A 21469-nucleotide genomic window follows, 5' to 3' on the forward strand; every position below is an offset into this window, starting at 1 on the left:
TACTAGCCATGTTCCCAAGTCATGGCTCAAGCTGATGAAACGCCTGCCTCCATTGCCTGCGCTGCACACCTTTCTGGTCACCGCCCAGTGCTGCAACTTCACCCGCGCCGCGCAATTGCTGCACATCACCCAGGGTGCGGTGAGCCGGCAGATTGCCGGCCTTGAAGAGCACCTGGGTTATCCGCTGTTTTTACGCCAGGCCCGCGGCCTGAGCCTGACCCGCGAAGGCCAGGACTGGCTGCCGCGGGTGCAGCAGGTGTTCGCCCTGATCGAGGAAGGCGTGCAGCAGGTCGGTGCGCGCAGCACCACCTTGCAGCTCAAGGCCCCGACGTGTGTGATGCGCTGGCTGCTGCCACGGCTGATGGAATGGCAGGCGCTGCGCCCGGAGGTGCCGGTGGAGCTGACCACCACGGTGCAGCACGGGGTGGATTTTCGTCGGGAAGTGTTCGATGCGGCGGTGGTCTATGGCGCCCGGCCCAACCATGGCCTGCAGACCCAGAAGCTCTTTGATGAACAACTGACGCCGGTGTGCGCGCCGCAACTGCTGAGCGGCGCCCTGCCCTTGCAACAGGTCGCCGACCTTGATCAGCACATGCTCCTGCACCCGACCCGCGACCAGCGCGACTGGAATGCCTGGCTCGATGCCGCCGGGGCGAACCTGCCCCGGCAGGGCAAGGGCCAGCATTTCGAAACCCTGGACATGGCCATGTCCATGGCCTCTCAGGGCACCGGGGTGGCCATCGGCGACTGGTCGCTGATCGGTGATGACCTCAAGTGCGGACGGCTGGTGACGCCGTTCCCGCTCAAGGTCAGCACCGGCCAGGCTTACTACCTGGTGCGGCCACAAGGCACTGCCTCAGCCGCCTTGCTGGAACTGCTCGCCTGGTTGTGCGAGCAGGCCCAGGTGTCTTAGTAACCGACGGTGAAGCGCTGGCGCGAGTGTGCCGGTTTCTCTACTTCATCGAGCATGGCGATGGCGTAGTCGGCAAAGCTGATCCAGCTCTTGCCGTCGGCGCCGATCAGCAGGTGATCCTTGCCCAGTTTGTAAGCGCCGCGGCGCTCACCTTCGACGAACTCGGCCGAAGGCGAGAGGAAGCTCCAGTCCAGTTCCTGTTCCTGACGCAGAGTGTCAAGGTAGTGGCCGCCGGCGGTGGCTTCAGCCTTGTAGGCCTCGGGAAAGTCCGGGCTGTCGATGACCTTGTGCCCCGACGGCAGCAACAGGCTGCCGGCCCCGCCTACTACCAGCAGGCGCTTGACCCCGGCGCGCTTGACCGGCTCGATGATGGCCTGCGGCTTGATGCTGGAAAAGTGTGCGGCGCTCAGTACCACGTCGTGGCCAGCGACTGCCTGTTCAAGGGCGGCGGCATCGCTGACGTCCAGCGCCACGCTTTTCACCCTCTCACGCCCCTGCAGTTTCGACGGGTCTCGGGCAATGGCGGTAACGCTGTGGCCGCGGCGCAGGGCCTCTTCCAGCAACTGGCTGCCAGCACGGCCGGTAGCCCCAATGATTGCGATCTTGCTCATGGACATTCTCCAGTCAGGATTGAACAACGCTTACCACTTCATCTCGCCCTTGGCGACCTTGGCGCCGAGCTCCAGCGAGCTCTCTTCGCCCAGGTCCGGGTAACGTTTTTTCATCGCCGCGATCAGTTCGGCGGCGTTGCCAGCCTTGGCGGTTTCTTCGTCGAAGGCACGGATATAGTCCGCGGTGAACTGCACCGCCTTGAGCGAACGGCTGCTCTGGCCCAGGTAGTGGCCAGGGATCACGGTGTCGGGCTTGAGCTGCTCGATACGCTTGAGGGTCGCCAGCCAGTCCTTGTGCGATTGCGCCGACTGCGTGTCGGCCATCCAAACGTGCAGGTTCTCGGCGACTACCACGCCACCGACCACCGCCTTGATCGACGGAATCCACACGAAACTGCGGTCCGGTTGCGGGCCGTCGAGGCCAACCACTTGCAGGCGCTGGCCTTCAAGCTTGAGCTCGGTGCCTTGCAGCACTTGCGGCACGATCAGCTTCGCCGGCTTGTCGGCGCCCATCTGCGGGCCCCAGTAGGCCAGCTTGCCGTCCATGGTCTGCTCGATATGGGCGACGGTCGCCGCCGAGGCCACGACTTTGGCCTTGGGGTAGGCGTCGGTCAGGGTCTGCAGGCCGAAGTAGTAGTCCGGGTCACCGTGGCTGATATAGATAGTGGTCAGTTGCTTGCCGCTCGCTTGCAGCTTGGCCAGTACCTGTTCGGCCTGGGCCTTGCCGAACTGGGCGTCAACGAGGATGGCGTCATGCTTGCCGCTGACGATCACCGAACTGACCGGAAACAAGGCATTGCTACCCGGGTTGTAGACATCCAGGTTAAGCGGCTCGGCGGCCGAAGCCTGGGCCATGACCCCAAGGGTGGCAAAGGCGAGCAACAAGCGGCGCAGGGAGAACGAACGAGGCATCAAGGTGATTCCTGTGAAGTGGGCAATGAGCAACAGCTTAGTTGCACGATCTGTCACAAAAAATGCGATGCTTAGGATTAGTTTGTTTCTGAAAGCGGGCAAATCATGGATCGTCTGACAGCAATGCGGGTTTTCGTCAGCGTGGTCGACCTGGGCAGCCAATCGGCTGCCGCCGACCACCTGGAACTCTCCCGGCCGGTGGTTTCCCGCTACCTGGCCGAGCTTGAGGACTGGGTCGGCGCGCGCCTGATGCAGCGCACCACCAGGCGCCTGAGCCTGACCGCCGCCGGCCAGGAAACCCTGCCGCGCTGCCGGCAGATGCTCGAGCTTGCCGGCGACCTGCAGGCCGCGGTCAGTACCCCCAACGATGCGCCGCGCGGCGAGTTGCGCATCAGCGTCAGCACCTCGTTCGGCCAGGCACAGTTGATGGACGCCGTAGCCGACTACGTCAAACGCTATCCCGGGGTAAAGATCGACCTGCAGATGCTCGACCGCACGGTGAACCTGGTGGATGAGCGCATCGACCTGGCGATCCGCACCAGCAACGACCTGGACCCGAACCTGATCGCCCGGCGCCTGAGCGTATGCCGCTCGGTGATCTGCGCCTCGCCCGCCTACCTGCGCCAGCACCCGGCGCCGCAGCAGGTGCAGGAGCTCAGCCAGCACAACTGCCTGACCCATTCCTACTTCGGTCGCAGCCTGTGGCATTTCGACGTGGCTGGCGAGGTGGTGTCGGTACCGGTGCAAGGCAACATCAGCGCCAACGAAGCCATGACCCTGCAACGGGCGGCGCTGGCTGGCGCCGGTGTGGCCATGCTGCCGACCTACCAGGCTGCCGGCGCCCTGCGCAGTGGCGAGCTGGTTCGCCTGCTGCCCCGGGCCAAGCCGCGCGAGCTGAACCTCAACGCTGTGTACACCTCGCGCAAGCACATGCCGGCGACCCTGCGCAGCATGCTCGACTTTCTCGCCGAGCGCTTTACCGCCGAGCCCATCTGGGACCAGGACCTGCTCTAGACGGGCACACCCGGCCAAGCTGACCTATGCTTTGAATAGCACCTGTAGGTGGTTGGCAGGAGGTGAGTATCATGGGCGTCAAATCCAGAAAATGCGCCGTTATCTGTGCCATGGCCGCTGCGGTCGGCTTGTATGCCACCGCCGCCTGGCGGGTTGAACAGATCCGCAATCAACCCTACTCCGCCGCCAGTTGCAGCCTGGCGCACTGCGTGCCGCACACCGCGACGCTGAGCGCACTCAAGTAGGTGATTGCCCGGGCTGGTGACGAAAGTCACTGGGCGCCTTGCCGGTCAGGCGGCGGAAGAACCGCGAGAAATACGCAGGGTCGGCAAAGCCCAGGCTGTCGGCCAGTTGCTTGATGCTCAGGCTGGTGTAGATCAGCTCGCGCTTGGCTTCGAGCAACAGGCGTTGATGGATGATCTGCAAGGCCGACTGCCCGGCCAGTTCACGGCAGATGCTGTTCAGGTGCGCCACCGAAATCCCCACCTCATGGGCCAGCGCCTCGACGCTCGGCTGCTGACGAAACTGCTGCTCGACCAGCGCGTTGAAGCGCTCCAGATACTCACGTCCGCGTGCCACCGCCAGGCCTTGGCCATGACGCTGCAAACATTGGCGACTGATCCACACCACCAACAGGTTTATCAATGAGCGCAACTGCAAATCGCGCCCGGGCAGGTCCCGCTGGTACTCCTGCTGCAAGGCGCTGAACAGGCTGTAGAGATAGTTGCGATCGTCGCCTGCCAGGTAGGTGCCGGCCTGGGCCAGGGCCGCTGGTGCGCCGGCCAGTTGCGTGTGCAGCAGGTTGACCAGCGGCGCCGCCAGCGTCACCACGTAGCCGTCGACATCGCTGGAAAAACGAAAGCCGTGCACGCACAGCGCCGGTACCACCTGAATCGCCGCCTGTTCCAGGCGCCGCACCTGGCCTTCGACTTCGATCTCGGCCTGGCCGGCATAAAGAAACAGCAGTTGGCACAGATCGGCGTGCCGATGGGGCTCGATTTCCCAGTCGTGCAAGCGGCTGCGCGCCGGGATCGACTCGCAGTGCAGCAGGTCCGGGGTCGGCCACTGCAACTGTTCGCCATACAGTTTGAATACCGGTATCGACGCCTTGCTCATTGATCAACTGGCTCCAGGGCAATGCCCGATAATCGCACTGATTAGTGAAAAGTCCTGCTTCCTGCGGTTTTTATCCCTTCTTCGCCCGTCTTTCCAAGCGAAAAATGCAAGCACAACAATCATAAGCTGCTTTCGGCCCTGCGCTGAAGCTTGCCTGGGATAACAACCATGAAGACTCAAGTCGCCATTATCGGTGCCGGCCCTGCCGGACTGCTGCTCGGCCAGTTGCTGCACAAGGCCGGGATTGCCAACGTCATCGTCGAGCGCCAGAGCGCCGACTACGTGCTCGGGCGCATCCGTGCCGGGGTGCTGGAACAAGGCATGGTCCAATTGCTGCGCGAAGCCGGCGTCGGTGCGCGCATGGACGCCGAGGGCCTGCCCCACAGCGGTTTTGAACTGGCCTTCGACGGGCGCCGCGAACACATCGATCTCAAGGGCCTGACCGGCGGCAAAGGGGTGATGATCTACGGCCAGACCGAAGTCACCCGTGACCTGATGCAAGCGCGCCAGGCCTGCGGCGCCGTGACGGTCTATCAAGCCGACAATGTCCGACCCCATGATCTGAAGTCCGAGCACCCTTACCTGACCTTCGAAAAAAACGGCGAAGTGCTGCGCCTGGACTGCGACTACATTGCTGGCTGCGACGGCTACCACGGCATCGCCCGGCAATCGATTCCCGCCGAGGCGCTGAAGATTTTCGAGCGGGTCTACCCGTTCGGCTGGCTCGGCGTGCTGGCCGATACCCCGCCGGTCAGCGACGAACTGGTGTACGCCCGCCACGAGCGCGGCTTCGCCCTGTGCAGCATGCGCTCGCCGACCCGCACCCGCTATTACGTGCAGGTGGCGGCTGAAGAAAAGGTCGAGGACTGGTCCGATGAGCGCTTCTGGACTGAACTGAAATCGCGCCTGCCCACGGATCTTGCCGAGCGCCTGGTGACCGGCCCGTCAATCGAGAAAAGCATCGCGCCGCTGCGCAGCTTCGTCGTCGAACCCATGCAGTACGGCAAGCTGTTCCTGCTCGGAGACGCCGCGCACATCGTCCCGCCCACCGGCGCCAAGGGCCTGAACCTGGCGGCCAGCGATGTCAGCACCTTGTACAACATCCTGCGCAAGGTCTACGGCGAAGGGCGCACCGATCTACTCGAGCGCTACTCGCAGATCTGCCTGCGGCGGATCTGGAAAGCCGAACGGTTTTCCTGGTGGATGACCTCCATGCTGCATCGATTCCCGGACAGCGACGCCTTCAGCCAGCGTATCCAGCAAACCGAGCTTGAGTATTACGTGAGCTCCGCAGCCGGTCGCACAACACTGGCAGAAAACTACGTCGGCCTGCCCTACGAGCCAATCGAAGAAGACGCTTAGCAAGCTATCGAGTAGACTGGTCAGCACCTGTTCCCGCAGCGTAACGGCTGCGGGCTTCACCTGCCCCCGAGCTGGCCCGTGACTCAACTGAACACTCCGCAACCGGTGCTGCGCAGCGTGCTCGTCGCGCTGATGCTGGCGATCTTCCTAGGCGCCCTCGACCAGACCATCGTCGCCGTGTCGATGCCGGCGATTTCGGCGCAATTCAACGACGTCGGCCTGCTCGCCTGGGTGATTTCCGGCTACATGGTGGCCATGACCGTAGCGGTGCCGATCTACGGCAAGCTCGGCGACTTGTACGGCCGGCGGCGGATGATTCTTACCGGCACTGCGCTGTTTACCCTGGCGTCGATCTTCTGCGCACTGGCGCAGAACATGGAGCAACTGGTGCTCGCGCGGGTGCTGCAGGGTATCGGCGCCGGCGGCATGGTCTCGGTCAGCCAGGCGATCATCGGCGACTTCGTGCCGCCGCGCGAACGCGGCCGCTACCAGGGCTATTTCAGCAGCATGTACGCCCTGGCCAGTGTCGCCGGGCCGGTGCTGGGCGGAATACTCACCGAATACCTGTCGTGGCGCTGGGTGTTCTGGCTCAACCTGCCGCTGGGCCTGACCGCCTGGTGGGTGACCCGCCGAGCCCTGCGCAGCCTGCAGGTGCCTACACGCAAGGCGCAGGTCGATTACCTCGGCGCCGCGCTGCTGATTCTTGGCCTGGGCAGCCTGCTGTTGGGCATCACCCTGATCGGCCAGGGCCAGCCCTGGGATTCTGCGCAAGTGGCCAGCCTGCTCGGCTGTGCGCTGATCGGCCTGCTGCTGTTCGTACTGCATGAACAGCGAACCGCCGAACCGCTGCTGCCGCTCAAGTTCTTCGCCAATCGCATCGCCACCCTGTGCTGGTGCACGATTTTCTTTACCAGCTTCCAGGCCATCTCGCTGACCATGCTGATGCCGCTGCGCTACCAGAGCATCACCGGTGCCGGTGCCGACAGCGCCGCGTTGCACCTGCTGCCGCTGGCCATCGGCTTGCCCATCGGCGCTTATTGCGGCGGCCGCATGACTTCGCACACAGGGCGCTACAAACCGCAGATTCTCGGCGGCGCACTGCTGATGCCGTTTGCCATCGTCGGCATGGCCTTCAGCCCGCCGCAGGCGGCCTGGTTCAGTGGCGTGTTCATGTTGTTGACCGGCATTGCCTCGGGCCTGCAGTTCCCCACCTCGCTGGTGGCAACCCAGAGTGCGGTAGAACCGCGAGATATCGGCGTGGCCACCAGTACCACCAACCTGTTCCGCTCACTGGGCGGGGCCATGGGCGTGGCTATCATGTCCACCCTGTTGCTGGCGATGCTGGCCCAGGGCGGCTTGAGCCTGGCCGGCGATGCCCTGCTTGGCAGCCTGCAGGCAGGCGAACCGACCGCGGCAATGCAGGCTGAATTGCTGCTGACCTTTCGCAACCTGCTGCTCGGCAGCGCGGCAGTTTCACTGCTGGGGCTGACGGCGGCGCTGGCCTTGCCTGACAGACAATTGCGCGGCCGCCCGTAAGACCTTATAACTGACGTGGAAACAAATGATCACAAAGCTTCACAAAGTCTCATTTGCGCAAGGCGGGGCTCAAGCGCAGCATATCCAGCCCGGTATCGATCCACTGCTCGGCCTGGTTGAGCAGGTCGAAGCTGTCGGGCAGCAGTAGCCAGCGGCGAATCAGTCCGTCTATATAGGCATAGATGGCCAGCGCTGCGCGCTCTGGGTCCACGTCGGCGGGCAGTTGCCCGCGCTTGACTGCATTGCCCAGCGACAACGCAATATGGGCATGACATTCGATCGTCGAGGCCTGCCGTTGCTGGCGGATCTCGCACATATCATCGGTGAACTCGCATTTGTGATGCAGAATTTCATTGATTCGCCGGGTCTTCGGATCGAGCACCATCTGGTGCATCAAGCGTACCAGCAGCTTGCGCATGCAGCCGAGCGGGTCGAGTTCATCCTCGCTTTCGCTGGCCCGGGCCAGGGCGTCCAGCGGCTCGTGCAGGCTGTCGAGCATGGCCTGCACCAGTTCGGCCTTGTCGTTGAAGTGCCAGTAGATAGCACCGCGGGTCACACCCGCCTCCTTGGCGATATCGGCCAGGGTGGTACGCGCTACCCCGCGCTTGTAGAAGGCCTTTTCCGCAGCTTCGAGAATCTGGGCGCGGGTTTCCTGGGCTTCTTCTTTGGTTCGACGGACCATGGCAGTACAACCTCATCAGGCCCGGGCACGCACGCAGGGTGCCTGGGAGTCGGGCCGGGTCAGCCTCTGCAGGCTGTTACCGGCTGTATTAATTTGGGGGCTCGCATTGGCTGAACACGTCGCCTGCGAGGTATTTACAAACAACCATGAATGTAAGTATATTCCTTAGCAAGCTATTTATCCACTCGACAGCATTTTTTATAGCGCACCCTTTCCATTATTCTTGAGCGTCTTCAGCTCTTGCGACCCGAGGATCTTCATGCAATTCAAGCCAGCTGTTACCGCTCTGGTTTCCGCCGTCGCCCTGGCAACACTGCTCAGCGGCTGTAAAAAGGAAGAGGCGGCGCCTGCGGCGCAAGCTCCTCAGGTCGGCGTCGTGACCCTGCAAACCCAGGCCTATACCCTGACATCCGACCTCCCCGGCCGTACCACTGCGTACCGCATCGCCGAGGTTCGCCCACAGGTCAACGGCATCATTCTCAAGCGTCTGTTCAAGGAAGGCAGCGAGGTCAAAGACGGCCAGCAGCTGTACCAGATCGACCCGTCGGTGTACGAGGCGACCCTGAACAGCGCCCAGGCCAACCTGCAATCGACCCGTTCGCTGTCCGAGCGTTACAAGCAGCTGGTCAACGAACAGGCTGTCAGCCGCCAGGAATACGACGACGCCCAAGCCAAACGTTTGCAGGCTGAAGCCTCGCTGCGCAGTGCCCAGATCGACCTGCGCTACACCAAGGTACTGGCGCCCATCAGCGGCCGTATCGGCCGCTCTTCGGTAACCGAAGGCGCGCTGGTCAACAACGGCCAGGCCGACGCCATGGCCGTTATCCAGCAGCTCGACCCGATCTATGTCGACGTCACCCAGTCCTCGGCCGAGCTGCTCAAACTGCGCCGCGAGCTGGAAAGCGGCCAGTTGCAGAAGGTCGGCGACAACGCCGCCAAGGTCACCCTGACCCTGGAAGACGGCAGCACCTACGCCAAGGAAGGTCGCCTGGAGTTCTCCGAAGTCTCGGTTGACCAGACCACCGGCTCCGTGACCCTGCGCGCCGTGTTCCCCAACCCCGAGCACAACCTGCTGCCGGGCATGTTCGTGCATGCGCGCCTGGCTGCCGGGGTCAACAGCGCCGCCATCCTCGCGCCGCAGCAAGGCGTGACCCGCGACCTCAAGGGCCAGCCGACCGCGTTGATCGTCAACAAGGACAACAAGGTCGAGCTGCGTCAGCTCAAGGCCAGCCGTACCGTCGGTAGCGACTGGCTGATCGAGGAAGGCCTGAACCCGGGCGACCGCCTGATCACCGAAGGCCTGCAGTTCGTCAAGCCGGGCGTCGAGGTCAAGGTCAGCGAAGCCACCAACGTCAAGCCTGCCCAGCCAACCCAGGCCAATGCAACGACTGCAGGGGCCAAAGGGGAGTAAACCATGTCGAGATTCTTTATCGATCGCCCGATCTTTGCCTGGGTGATCGCCTTGGTGATCATGCTGGTCGGCGCCTTGTCGATCCTCAAGTTGCCGATCAACCAGTACCCGAGCATCGCGCCGCCGGCCATCGCCATCGCCGTGACCTACCCGGGCGCTTCGGCGCAGACCGTGCAGGACACCGTGGTGCAGGTGATCGAGCAGCAGCTCAACGGTATCGACAACCTGCGTTATGTGTCGTCGGAAAGTAACTCCGACGGCAGCATGACCATTACCGCGACCTTCGAGCAGGGTACCAACCCCGATACCGCGCAGGTCCAGGTGCAGAACAAGCTCAACCTGGCCACCCCGCTGCTGCCGCAAGAAGTGCAGCAACAGGGTATCCGCGTGACCAAGGCGGTGAAGAACTTCCTGCTGGTGATCGGCCTGGTGTCCGAAGACGGCAGCATGTCCAAGGACGACCTGGCCAACTACATCGTCTCCAACATGCAGGACCCGATCTCGCGCACTGCCGGTGTCGGTGACTTCCAGGTATTCGGTGCGCAGTACGCCATGCGCATCTGGCTCGACCCGGCCAAGCTGAACAAGTATCAGCTGACTCCGGTCGACGTGCGTACCGCCGTGGCCGCGCAGAACGTCCAGGTGTCCTCCGGCCAGCTCGGCGGCCTGCCTGCCCTGCCGGGTACCCAGCTGAACGCCACGATCATCGGCAAGACCCGCCTGCAGACCGCCGAGCAGTTCGAGAAGATCCTGCTCAAGGTCAACCGTGACGGCTCCCAGGTGCGCCTGAGCGATGTCGCCAAGGTCGGCCTGGGTGGTGAAAACTACGCAATCAGCGCCCAGTTCAACGGCAAGCCGGCCTCTGGCCTTGCGGTGAAACTGGCCACCGGCGCCAACGCCCTGGATACCGCCAAGGCCCTGCGCCAGACCATCACCGACCTGGAACCGTTCTTCCCGGAAGGCATGAAGGCGGTGTTCCCGTATGACACCACGCCAGTGGTGACCGAGTCGATCAGCGGGGTAATCCACACCCTGATCGAAGCGATCGTGCTGGTGTTCCTGGTGATGTACCTGTTCCTGCAGAACTTCCGCGCCACCATCATCACCACCATGACCGTACCGGTGGTATTGCTGGGTACGTTCGGGATTCTTGCGGCGTTCGATTTCAGCATCAACACCCTGACCATGTTCGGCATGGTACTGGCCATCGGCTTGCTGGTGGACGATGCCATCGTCGTGGTGGAGAACGTCGAGCGGGTAATGTCCGAAGAAGGGCTGTCACCCAAGGAAGCGACCAAAAAGTCCATGGGCCAGATCCAGGGCGCCCTGGTCGGTATCGCCCTGGTGCTGTCGGCGGTACTGCTGCCCATGGCCTTCTTCGGCGGCTCCACCGGGGTGATTTATAAACAGTTCTCCATCACCATCGTCTCGGCCATGGCCCTGTCGGTACTGGTGGCACTGATCTTCACCCCGGCACTGTGCGCGACCATGCTCAAGCCGATTGCCAAGGGCGAGCACCACGTTGCCAAGCGCGGCTTCTTCGGCTGGTTCAACCGCAACTTCGACCGCAGCGTGCGCAGCTACGAGCGCGGCGTCGGCAACATGCTGCGGCACAAGGCCCCGTACCTGCTGGCCTACCTGCTGATCGTGGTCGGCATGATCTGGCTGTTCACCCGCATTCCGACGGCGTTCCTGCCTGAGGAAGACCAGGGCGTACTGTTTGCCCAGGTGCAGACCCCGGCCGGTTCCAGCGCCGAGCGCACCCAGGTGGTGATCGACGAGATGCGCAGCTACCTGCTCGACAAGGAAGCCGATACCGTTGCCTCGGTGTTCACCGTCAACGGCTTCAACTTCGCCGGTCGCGGCCAGAGCTCGGGCATGGCCTTCATCATGCTCAAGCCATGGGGCGAACGTTCGGCCGAGAACAACGTGTTCAACCTGGCCAACCGTGCCCAGCAGCATTTCTTCAGCTTCCGCGACGCGATGGTGTTCGCCTTTGCCCCGCCTGCAGTACTGGAGCTGGGTAACGCCACCGGTTTCGACGTGTTCCTGCAAGACCGTGCCGGTGTCGGCCACGAAAAACTGATGCAAGCGCGTAACCAGTTTCTCGGCATGGCTGCGCAAAGCAAGATCCTCTCGGCAGTGCGCCCGAACGGCCTGAACGATGAACCGCAGTACCAGCTGACCGTCGACGACGAGCGCGCCAGTGCCCTGGGCGTGACCATCGCCGACATCAACAACACCCTGTCGATTGCCTTGGGTGCCAGCTACGTCAACGACTTCATCGACCGCGGCCGGGTCAAGAAGGTCTACATCCAGGGTGAAGCCGGTGCACGGATGAGCCCGGAAGACCTGCAGAAGTGGTTCGTGCGCAACGCCGCCGGCGAGATGGTGCCGTTCTCCTCCTTCGCCAAGGGCGAGTGGATCTACGGTGCACCGAAGCTGTCGCGTTACAACGGTGTCGAAGCCATGGAAATCCTCGGTGCACCAGCCCCTGGCTACAGTACCGGTGAAGCCATGCTTGAGGTCGAGCGCCTGGCCGCGCAACTGCCGGCGGGTATCGGTTACTCATGGACGGGCCTGTCGTACGAGGAGCGGCTGTCCGGCTCCCAGGCGCCAGCGCTGTACGCCCTGTCGCTGCTGATGGTGTTCCTGTGCCTGGCGGCGCTGTATGAAAGCTGGTCGATCCCGATCGCGGTCATGCTCGTGGTACCGCTGGGGATCATCGGTGCGCTGCTGGCCACCAGCCTGCGCGGGTTGTCCAACGACGTGTATTTCCAGGTGGGTCTGTTGACCACCATCGGCCTGGCGGCGAAGAACGCGATCCTGATCGTCGAATTCGCCAAAGAGCTGCACGAGCAGGGCCGCAGCCTGATCGACGCAGCCATCGAAGCCTGCCGGATGCGTCTGCGGCCGATCATCATGACCTCGCTGGCGTTCATCCTCGGCGTGGTACCGTTGGCCATTTCCAGCGGTGCAGGCTCGGGTAGCCAGCACGCAATCGGTACCGGGGTGATCGGCGGCATGATCACCGCCACGGTACTGGCGATCTTCTGGGTGCCATTGTTCTTCGTAAGTGTGTCGTCGCTGTTCGGTAGCAAGAAGCCCGAAGAGGACGCCACCCCTGAAACTCCACGCTATGAGGCCGGGCAATGAGTAAGTCCCTGTTGTCCCTGGCAGTAACCGCTTTCATTCTTGGCGGCTGCTCGCTGATCCCTGACTACCAGACCCCGGAATCGCCGGTGGCCGCGCAGTGGCCGCAAGGCCCTGCCTACTCGCCGACCGAGTCGGCCGAGGTGGCCGCCGCCGAACAGGGCTGGCGTCAGTTCTTCCATGACCCGGCGCTGCAGCAGTTGATCCAGACCGCGCTGGTCAACAACCGCGACCTCAAGGTCGCGGCGCTGAACATCGATGCCTACCGTGCGCAATACCGCATCCAGCGTGCCGACCTGTTCCCGGCGGTTTCGGCCAATGGCAGCGGCAGCCGCCAGCGGATGCCGGCGAACATGTCGCAAACCGGCGAATCGGGCATCACCAGCCAGTACTCGGCGACCCTCGGGGTCAGCGCCTACGAGCTCGACCTATTCGGCCGGGTGCGCAGCCTGACCGAGCAACAGCTGGAGAACTACCTGTCCAGCGAAGAAGCCCGGCGCTCGACGCAGATCAGCCTGGTGGCCAGTGTGGCCAACGCCTACTTCACCTGGCAGGCCGACCAGGCACTGCTCAAGCTGACCGAAGACACCCTCAAGACCTACGAGGAAAGCTATCAGCTGACCGCGCGTAGCAATGAAGTGGGGGTGGCCTCGGCTCTGGACCTGAGCCAGGCACGCACCTCGGTTGAGGGCGCGCGGGTCAAGCTGGCGCAGTTCCAGCGCCAGGTTGCCCAGGACCTCAACAGCCTGACCGTGCTGCTCGGCACCGGCGTGCCGGCCAACCTGCCGACCGCGCAGAAGCTCGACAGCGACCTGCTGGCCGAAGTGCCGGCGGGCCTGCCGTCCGACCTGCTGCAACGCCGGCCGGACATCCAGGAAGCCGAACACCTGCTCAAGGCCGCCAATGCCAACATTGGCGCCGCCCGCGCAGCGTTCTTCCCGAGCATCAGCCTGACCGCCAATGCCGGCACCCTGAGCCCGGACATGGGCGGCCTGTTCAAGGGTGGTTCGGGCACCTGGCTGTTCCAGCCGCAGATCAACCTGCCGATCTTCAACGCCGGTGCCCTGCGCGCCAGCCTCGACTACTCGAAGATCCAGAAGGACATCAACGTCGCGAAATACGAGAAAACCATCCAGACCGCCTTCCAGGAAGTCTCCGATGGCCTCGCCGCGCGCCAGACCTTCAACCAGCAGTTGCAGGCCCAGCGTGATCTGGTTGCCGCCAACCAGGACTACTACCGCCTGGCCGAGCGTCGCTACCGCATCGGTATCGACAGCAACCTGACCTTCCTCGACGCCCAGCGTCAGCTGTTCAACACCCAGCAGTCGTTGATCAGCGATCGCCTGTCGCAGCTGGTCAGCGAGGTCAACCTGTACAAGGCCCTCGGTGGCGGCTGGTACGAGCAGACCGGTCAGGCGCAGCAGCAGGCAGCGGTCCAGACGCCGAAAGGCTGAGGCCCTGTGCTGTAGAAGAGCCCACCCTTGGCGGTGGGCTTTTTTTTGCCCGTAGAATGAATTAACCAAACAGTTACCGTTCGATTATCGCCCAATTCCGCCCGTAACGAATTGATTCATCCCCGCCCGCCGCCGCACCATCGCTTCGCAGCTTTTCCAAAGCGTATTCCCAAAGATCGTAGCCCGGCCTGTGACCTCCAAGCGTCGCAGCGGATGGCTTCGGCTTACATAAAAACAAGAGACAACTGACGATGACCACACCCGCACGACACCTGCTTCCCGGCTTGCTGGCAATGACTTGCGCCCTGCCCGCCCTCGCGGCCGAAGGCGGCTTTGTCGAGGACGCCAAGGCCAGCCTCAACCTGCGCAACTTTTACATCAATCGCAACTTCGTCGACCCTGCCAACCCCCAGGGCAAGGGCGAGGAATGGACCCAGAGTTTCATCCTCGACGCCCGCTCCGGCTTTACTCAGGGCCTGGTCGGTTTTGGCGTGGATGTATTGGGCCTGTACTCGGTCAAGCTCGATGGCGGCAAGGGCACAGCGGGTACCCACCTGCTGCCGGTGCACGATGATGGCCGCCCGGCCGACGACTTCGGCCGCCTGGGGGTGGCGCTGAAGGCGAAGATCTCCAACACTGAGCTTAAGGTTGGCGAATGGATGCCGGTGCTGCCGATCCTGCGTTCCGACGACGGCCGCTCGCTGCCGCAGACCTTCCGTGGCGGCCAGCTCACCTCGCAGGAAATCGCCGGCCTGACCCTGTACGCCGGGCAGTTTCGCGGCAACAGCCCGCGTAACGATGCGAGCATGGAAGACATGTCGATGAACGGCCGCGCGGCCTTCACCTCCGACCGTTTCAACTTTGCCGGTGGCGAATACAGCTTCAACGACAAGCGCACGATGATCGGTTTGTGGAACGCCGAGCTCAAGGACATTTACAACCAGCAGTACCTCAATCTGGTGCACAGCCAGCCGCTGGGCGACTGGACCCTGGGCGCCAACCTCGGCTACTTCATCGGCAAGGAAGACGGCGCCGAACGCGCAGGCAAACTGGACAACCGCACTGCCTCGGCAATGCTCTCGGCCAAGTACGGCGCCAGTACCTTCTATGTCGGCCTGCAGAAAGTCAGCGGCGACGATGCCTGGATGCGGGTCAATGGCACCAGTGGTGGCACGCTGGCCAACGACAGCTACAACTCAAGCTTCGACAACGCCCAGGAGCGCTCCTGGCAGTTGCGTCACGACTACAACTTCGCCGCCCTCGGCGTGCCCGGGCTGACCCTGATGAACCGCTACATCAGCGGCGACAACGTGCATACCGGCGCCATCAGCGATGGCAAGGAATGGGCGCGGGAATCGGAGCTGGCTTATGTAATCCAGTCCGGGACCTTGAAGAGCCTGTCGCTGAAATGGCGCAACTCGACCATGCGCCGGGACTACAGCACCAACGCCTTTGACGAAAACCGGCTGATCATCAGTTATCCGATCGGTATTCTCTGAATCTGCTGCTACGCCAGTTCCCACAGGTATTTGGGACACCTGTGGGAGCGGCGGTGCGACGACTCGACTTGACCCGCGATGGCTTCAAGCCCCGCGAGTCGTGCGGCTGCGCTGCCCGGCAACCCCCACCGGCACATCGCCCTGCAAGGTCACCCGGCGCACCACCCGGCCCTGGGTGCCATAGTCGTCCACTGCGTAATGCTGGGTCGCACGGTTGTCCCAGATCGCCACGTCGCCGGCCTGCCAGCGCCAGCGTACGGTGTTTTCCAACCGGGTGACATGGCTTTGCAGCAGGTTGAACAAGTGCGCCGAGTCACTCTGCGAATAGCCCTTGATGCGTTTGACGAAGTGCCCTAGCAGCAGGTTTTTCTCGCCGCTGACCGGGTGCACGCGCACCACCGGGTGCTCGGTTTCGTACACCGTCGAGGTGAAGATCTTGCGGTAGTTTTCCAGCTGCTCAAGGCTCACGTTGGGTTTGGCAGCGGCGTAGTCGTACTCGTTGCTGTGCACCGCCCAGAGCTGGTCCGCCAAGGCCTGCAGCTCGGCGGAAAGGTCCTGGTAAGCCGTGGCGGTGTTAGCCCAGACGGTATCGCCGCCGGATTCAGGTGCCACCACCGAGCGCAGGATCGACGCCTTGGGGTAGGCATCGACGAAAGTCACGTCGGTGTGCCAGGAATTGGCCCGGCGCCCTTCGCCACCATCAAGCTCAAGCAGGTAGCGGGTGCCTTCGCGCACCGGCACGGTCGGGTGGGCGATCGGCTCGCCGAGCAGGTGCGCGAAGGCCTCCTGCCCCTGGTCATCAAGGTGGGTCTGGGCGCGAAAGAACACCACCTTGTACTGCACCAGCGCAGCCTGGATGGCCTCGATCACGGCCGGTTCAAGGTCGGCGCTCAACTGGACGCCACGAATCTCGGCACCGATGCGCCCGGCCACCGGGTGAATCTCCAGGGTATGGGTGACAGGTACTACGGCGCGTGCGGCATTGCTCATGGTTTGACCCTCATCTGGCTAGGTTGCGCTAAGTGCCGATGAAAGCTCTGCTCTATTGATATGCAAATAAGCTCTAACAAATAAACAGATGCTTCATTGACGGAATAAGAGCTTGCATTTAAAACCTGAGCCTGCGCGGCGGCAAATACCTTCGCCGTATTTTTGGAATGCCGGGAAAGCATATGGATCTTCGCCAACTGCGTTACTTCATCGCCCTCACCGAACACCGCAGTTTTGTCCGCGCCGCCGATGCGATGGGCATCACCCAACCGGCGTTCAGCCGCAGTATCCAGGGCCTGGAACAAGAGTTTGGCTGCGTGCTGATCGATCGCGGCAACAAGGACCTGCGCCCCACCCCCGAAGGCCAGGTGGTGCTGCAACACGCGCTGCGCCTGGTGCAAGGCGCAGCGCAGCTCAACAGCGAGGTGCAGCAGATGACCAAGCTCGATGCCGGCGAGCTGCGCTTTGGCTGCGGCCCGGCGCCGGCAGTGCACCTGGTGCCGCAGGCGGTGGCGCGCTTTCTCGCCGCCCACCCCAAGGTGCGCACCTGCTTCGACGTGGATAACTGGGAAAAACTCAGCCGCGCGCTGAACCGTGAAGAGATCGAATTCTTCGTCGCCGATATCCGCCACTTCGAGGCCGACCCGAACTTCCAGACCCAAGCGCTGAGCCCGCGCCGCGGCCTGTTCTTCTGCCGCCCGGGGCACCCGCTGCTGGCCAAGGACAGCCTGTCGACCAACGACATGTTCGACTACCCGCTGGCCACCACCCTGATCCCGCCGGGGGTGCGCAAGCTGCTGGCCAACCTCAGCGGCAAGACCGACTTCGCCCCACAGGTGCAAACCGAGCACCTGCCGACCCTGGTGAAAATCGTGCTGGGTACCGATGCCATTGGCATCGGCACCGAAGAAGCCTTTGCCGAGGACATCGACCACGGCCGCCTGGTGCGCCTGCACTGGCGCAACCTGCCGGCCAACCTTGATAGCCTCAACGCCCGCTGCGGCATCGTCAGCCGCAGCGGTTACCGCCTCTCGCCCGCCGCCCGGGCAATGATCGAAACCCTGGTCAGCCTCGATCGGCAGCCAGAGGTACAGGTGCTGGCCGGATAGCCTGCGGTGCCAGCCACTGATCGACCTTGAACCCTTTGCGGATCAGCCGCTGCTCGGCGGCCAGGTCCACTGACGCCTGCAATTTGCTCAGGAAGTCGGCATCCAGGGTCGAGGGGAAGATCTTGCTCAGTTGCTCATCCTGCAAGTCTTGCTGGAGGATCGCCGGCGGGTAGCTGGCCAGCCCCGAAACCAGCTGGATATAAGCGTCCTTGTTGTCGTCCTGGGTCAGCCAGTGCACGGCCTGCTGCTGGGCGGCCAGCAGTTTTTCCACCAGTTCGGGATGCTCGTCGACAAAGCGCCCGGAGCCCACCAGCACCGCCTGGACATTGCCGGCGCCGCCCAGGTCGCGGGTATTCAACGGCAGCTCGGCCAGGCCGCGTTGCTTGAGGGCGCTGATGCCGGTCGAGCCCCAAGTGGCGTCGATCTGCCTGGCGGCCAGGGCGGCAATCGCCGCGTTGAAATCCAGGTTGATGACCTTCAGGTCCTTCTCGCTCAGGCCCTGGCTGGCCAGGGCGGCGTCGAACGACAGCTGGGTGGCGGTGCCGCGGAACACCGCCAAGCGCTTGCCCTTGAGGTCTTGCAGGGTTTTGATGTTGCTGCCCGGCGCCACCCCCAGGTAGTGCTTGATGCCGCGCCCGGTGGCGGCCAGCAGGCGGGTGTCGAGGCCATTGGCCTTGCCGATGATCGCCGCCAGGTCGCCAAGGTAGGCGAAGTCGACCTGGCCGTTGGCAAAGGCCTCGTTGATCACCGGACCGGCGCCCTTGAAGTAGTTCCATTGAATGTGGATGCCATCGGCGGCGAAGGCTTTTTCCAGCAGCTGCTGGTCGCGCAGCACGTCGGTCACACCGCCACCGGAATGCTGGGTGCCGGCGCTCAGGTCAGGCACGGCAATGCGGATTTCCTTGACCTCGCCAGCCAGGGCCAGCGGCGGCAGCCAGCCGACCACCGCGGCCAGGGCGGGAACGGCAAACAGGTTGAACACACGGTTGATCGACAGGTTCATGGCACGCGACTCCTGGTAATGGTGCGCCCACGCTACCGACAACCCGAACCATTAAATAAATACTAATAAATTACATTTTAATAACCTGTAGGCATAAATACCGCAGCACGTGCCTTGCAGCGTGCCATGCATCAGACACAAGAAAAATATGCTTCGAATGCATTGGCTACGGGTTATGGCAGCGGCTTTAAATGCAGGTTCTTATCACCTAAACGCATTGAAAATCACCGAATAATTCAATTTAAGAATAAGCAAATAGCCAATGTGCGGAGGTTTTCCATGGCCCGAGCTTCACTTTCCAGCCTGCCACTGGCAAGCCCCCCAGGCCGGACGCGACGGTTCGGCGGCCTGCCCCTGCGCCGCCTGCAAGCCTGGTATCTGCCGCTGTCATTGGCCGCCCTGTGGTGGCTGGCCAGTCGCAACCAGTGGATGAGCGAACAGATACTGCCAGCGCCGAGCCTGGTCTGGCAGAGCGGCCTGGAACTGGCCCAGGGCGAGCTGTGGACACACCTGGCGATCAGCCTGCAACGCCTGGCCCTGGGCCTGCTGGTGGGGGTTGCCAGCGGCGCCTTGCTCGGCGCCTGGCTGGGGTTCAGCCGTCGCGCTGAACGCCTGGTGCTGCCGACCTTCAATGCCCTGGCGCAGATCCCGACCCTGGCCTGGGTGCCGCTGTTCATGGTGCTGTTCGGTATCGGCGAGGTGCTCAAGCTGGTGGTGCTGGTCAAGGCGATCATCGTCCCGGTGACCCTGCACACCCTGGTCGGCGTGCGCGATGCCCAGCCACGCCTGCGCGAAGCGGCGACGGTACTGCGCCTGCCGCCGCGCCTGTTGATCAGCCGGCTGATTTTTCCGGCGGCCCTGCCGGCCTTTCTCGCCGGCGTGCGCCTGGCCCTGGCCACAGGCTGGACTTCATTGCTGGCGGTAGAGCTGCTGGCCTCCAGTGAAGGCATCGGCTACCTGATGGTCTGGGCCCGGCAGTTGTTCATGCTCGATATCGTCTTCGTCTGCATCCTGGTCATCGGCCTGCTGGGTTTTGTCATGGACCGTGGCTTGGCTTGGCTCGACCGGCGCCTGGTGCACTGGCCGCACCCGCCCAGCGCCGAGCTGCGGGTCTCGCGCCTGCAGAGTGGCCAGCGCCTGCAGGCCCTGCTGCTACCGTTGGCGCTGCTGGTGCTGTGGCAACTGGCCAATCAGCTGGACTGGGTCGACACGCAGATCCTGGTCGCCCCGCTGCAGGTCTTGCACACCACCTGGGACGGCCTGCTTGACGGCTCGCTCAGCGGCGCACTGGCCATCAGTGTCGGCCGGGCACTGGGCGGTTTGCTGCTCGGCGGTGGCCTGGGCTTCGCCCTGGGCCTGTGGCTGGGGCTGTCGACGCCTGCCGAACGCCTGCTCGGGCCCAGCCTGGCCGGCTTGCGGCAGATCGCAATCTTCGCCTGGGTGCCGCTGCTGACCGCCTGGTTCGGCCTTGGTGAACTGGCCAAGTGGGTGTTCGTTGGCCTGGCGGCGTTCTTCCCGCTGTTCATTGCCACCCAGCGGGCGGTGGCCAGCCGTTCGCCACAGCTGGAGGAAGCCGCCCGCGTACTGCACCTCGATCTGCCCCAGCGCTTGCGCCGGCTGGTGCTGCCAGGCGCGGCGCCGGGGATTTTCGCCGGCCTGCGCATCAGCCTGATCTACGCCTGGCTGGGCACCATCGGCGCCGAATACTTCATGCCTTCGGGCGGCGGTATCGGCAGCTTGATGATCGGCGCCCAGCAACTGCTGCGCATGGACATCATCATGGCCGGGATGCTCCTGGTCGGCCTCACCGGCGCCTTGCTGGGCGCCCTCGGACAACACCTCGAATTGCGCGCCACGCGCTGGAGACGAGCATGAACGCCATCGCCCCTGCCCTGGTCAGTTTCAATCAGGTCGGCAAACACTTCGCCGTTGCTGGCGGCGAGCTGGAAGCCATCCGCGACTTCAACCTGCAGATCGCCGACGGTGAATTCGTCGCCATCGTCGGCGCCAGCGGCTGCGGCAAATCCACCCTGCTGCGCCTGCTGATCGGCCTGGACAACGACTACCAGGGGCAGATCCTGATCGATGGCAAGCCGCTCGATGGCATCGGCAGCGAACGCGGCATCGTGTTTCAGGAGCACCGGCTGTTCCCCTGGCTGACCGTTTCGCAAAACATCGCCCTGGGCCTGGTCAACGAACCCTTGAGCCCCTCGCAGCGCCAGCAACGCATCAACCAGTACATCGCCCTGGTGGGCCTTGAGGACTTCAGCCAGGCCTACCCGCACCAGCTGTCCGGTGGCATGGCCCAGCGCGTGGCGATTGCCCGCGGCCTGGTGGCCAGCCCGCGCATTCTGCTGCTCGATGAACCCTTCGGCGCCCTCGACGCGCTGACCCGCCAGCAGATGCAGGACGAACTGCTGGCGATTCGCGAGCGCGCGCGCATCACCACCCTGCTGGTGACCCACGATGTCGAGGAAGCGCTGTTTCTCGCCGACCGCGTGGTGGTGCTGGAGCCGCGCCCGGGGCGGATCAAGCGCATCGTCGAGATCGACCTGGCGCACCCGCGCCAACGCGCAAGCCTGGCCTTCCACCGCCTGCGCGAAGACCTGCTGCACGAACTGACTGCCGACGCGCGCTACCTGCCACCGGCGCAGGAACAGATCCGCGACCTGCCCTTGACCTACCTTGCCTACTGAGAACCGAC

Annotated in this window: 18 protein-coding genes; 12 read left to right on the forward strand and 6 right to left on the reverse strand. The window is 63.5% G+C overall.

From position 1 onward, the window contains the following. Positions 1-34 precede the first annotated feature (34 nt). Positions 35-913, forward strand: a complete 879-nt coding sequence (locus LOY54_RS21910; protein WP_258607906.1) for a LysR substrate-binding domain-containing protein — start codon at positions 35-37, stop codon at positions 911-913. On the opposite strand, the gene LOY54_RS21915 is transcribed toward LOY54_RS21910, so the two are convergent. Together LOY54_RS21915 and LOY54_RS21920 are read right to left on the reverse strand one after the other, a co-directional pair. Further along, positions 910-1524, reverse strand: coding sequence for an NAD(P)-dependent oxidoreductase (locus tag LOY54_RS21915; protein WP_045197520.1), 615 nt, complete (start codon positions 1522-1524; stop codon positions 910-912). The two genes, LOY54_RS21910 and LOY54_RS21915, sit on opposite strands and share 4 nt — an antisense overlap. 30 nt (positions 1525-1554) lie before the next feature. Next, entirely contained in the window at positions 1555-2436 is an 882-nt protein-coding gene (locus LOY54_RS21920) for an MBL fold metallo-hydrolase (protein ID WP_258607907.1), read from the reverse strand. A gap of 105 nt (positions 2437-2541) precedes the next feature. Between LOY54_RS21920 and LOY54_RS21925 the strand changes: the two genes are divergently transcribed. Together LOY54_RS21925 and LOY54_RS21930 are read left to right on the forward strand one after the other, a co-directional pair. Then, entirely contained in the window at positions 2542-3450 is a 909-nt protein-coding gene (locus tag LOY54_RS21925; protein WP_045197516.1) for a LysR family transcriptional regulator, read from the forward strand. Between the two features lie 71 nt (positions 3451-3521). After that, positions 3522-3695, forward strand: coding sequence for a hypothetical protein (locus LOY54_RS21930; RefSeq protein WP_184959330.1), 174 nt, complete (start codon positions 3522-3524; stop codon positions 3693-3695). Here the strand turns inward: LOY54_RS21930 and LOY54_RS21935 are convergent. After that, complete coding sequence (locus LOY54_RS21935) at positions 3688-4566, reverse strand: helix-turn-helix domain-containing protein (protein ID WP_093379957.1); 879 nt, start codon at positions 4564-4566, stop codon at positions 3688-3690. The genes LOY54_RS21930 and LOY54_RS21935 overlap by 8 nt on opposite strands. Before the next feature lie 168 nt (positions 4567-4734). Between LOY54_RS21935 and pobA the strand changes: the two genes are divergently transcribed. After that, on the forward strand, positions 4735-5928 hold the full coding sequence (gene pobA, locus LOY54_RS21940; RefSeq protein WP_093379954.1) for a 4-hydroxybenzoate 3-monooxygenase: 1194 nt from the start codon (positions 4735-4737) through the stop codon (positions 5926-5928). Positions 5929-6006: 78 nt separating this feature from the next. Further along, positions 6007-7464 carry an MDR family MFS transporter gene (locus tag LOY54_RS21945; RefSeq protein WP_408980533.1) on the forward strand — a complete coding sequence of 486 codons (1458 nt, stop codon included), beginning with the start codon at positions 6007-6009 and terminating at the stop codon, positions 7462-7464. A 49-nt stretch (positions 7465-7513) separates the two neighbouring features. Here LOY54_RS21945 and LOY54_RS21950 read toward each other — a convergent pair whose 3' ends face one another. Beyond that, positions 7514-8146: a TetR family transcriptional regulator gene (locus tag LOY54_RS21950; protein WP_045197509.1), complete on the reverse strand. Its 633-nt coding sequence runs from the start codon at positions 8144-8146 to the stop codon at positions 7514-7516. Between the two features lie 259 nt (positions 8147-8405). On the opposite strand from LOY54_RS21950, the gene LOY54_RS21955 reads away from it, so the two are divergent. From LOY54_RS21955 to LOY54_RS21970, 4 genes are all read left to right on the forward strand, one after another. Next, complete coding sequence (locus tag LOY54_RS21955; RefSeq protein WP_258607908.1) at positions 8406-9557, forward strand: efflux RND transporter periplasmic adaptor subunit; 1152 nt, start codon at positions 8406-8408, stop codon at positions 9555-9557. Between the two features lie 3 nt (positions 9558-9560). Then, the gene (locus LOY54_RS21960; RefSeq protein ID WP_045197505.1) at positions 9561-12713 is read left to right on the forward strand and encodes an efflux RND transporter permease subunit; all 3153 of its coding nucleotides are present in this window, start codon (positions 9561-9563) and stop codon (positions 12711-12713) included. Continuing rightward, positions 12710-14164 (forward strand): AdeC/AdeK/OprM family multidrug efflux complex outer membrane factor, encoded by a 1455-nt coding sequence (locus LOY54_RS21965; protein WP_045197503.1) that lies wholly within the window; start codon positions 12710-12712, stop codon positions 14162-14164. Before LOY54_RS21960 ends, LOY54_RS21965 begins: the two co-directional genes overlap by 4 nt. A 251-nt stretch (positions 14165-14415) precedes the next feature. Continuing rightward, entirely contained in the window at positions 14416-15663 is a 1248-nt protein-coding gene (locus LOY54_RS21970) for an OprD family porin (RefSeq protein WP_408980534.1), read from the forward strand. 84 nt (positions 15664-15747) lie between these two features. Here the strand turns inward: LOY54_RS21970 and LOY54_RS21975 are convergent, their stop codons facing one another. Beyond that, entirely contained in the window at positions 15748-16653 is a 906-nt protein-coding gene (locus tag LOY54_RS21975) for a TauD/TfdA family dioxygenase (protein WP_258607909.1), read from the reverse strand. A gap of 182 nt (positions 16654-16835) precedes the next feature. On the opposite strand from LOY54_RS21975, the gene LOY54_RS21980 reads away from it, so the two are divergent. Further along, positions 16836-17762 (forward strand): LysR family transcriptional regulator, encoded by a 927-nt coding sequence (locus LOY54_RS21980; protein WP_093379941.1) that lies wholly within the window; start codon positions 16836-16838, stop codon positions 17760-17762. On the opposite strand, the gene LOY54_RS21985 is transcribed toward LOY54_RS21980, so the two are convergent. Then, complete coding sequence (locus tag LOY54_RS21985; RefSeq protein ID WP_258607910.1) at positions 17719-18765, reverse strand: ABC transporter substrate-binding protein; 1047 nt, start codon at positions 18763-18765, stop codon at positions 17719-17721. The two genes, LOY54_RS21980 and LOY54_RS21985, sit on opposite strands and share 44 nt — an antisense overlap. Before the next feature lie 279 nt (positions 18766-19044). Between LOY54_RS21985 and LOY54_RS21990 the strand changes: the two genes are divergently transcribed. Both LOY54_RS21990 and LOY54_RS21995 read left to right on the forward strand, forming a co-directional pair. Continuing rightward, a complete protein-coding gene (locus LOY54_RS21990) occupies positions 19045-20640 on the forward strand; it encodes an ABC transporter permease (RefSeq protein WP_045197493.1) in 1596 nt (531 codons plus the stop codon). Beyond that, complete coding sequence (locus LOY54_RS21995) at positions 20637-21461, forward strand: ABC transporter ATP-binding protein (RefSeq protein ID WP_258607912.1); 825 nt, start codon at positions 20637-20639, stop codon at positions 21459-21461. The genes LOY54_RS21990 and LOY54_RS21995 overlap by 4 nt, the downstream gene beginning before the upstream one ends. The last annotated feature ends 8 nt before the right edge of the window (positions 21462-21469 follow it).

Origin of the sequence: Pseudomonas sp. B21-032, from assembly GCF_024748965.1 — a bacterium.
GTDB lineage: Bacteria > Pseudomonadota > Gammaproteobacteria > Pseudomonadales > Pseudomonadaceae > Aquipseudomonas.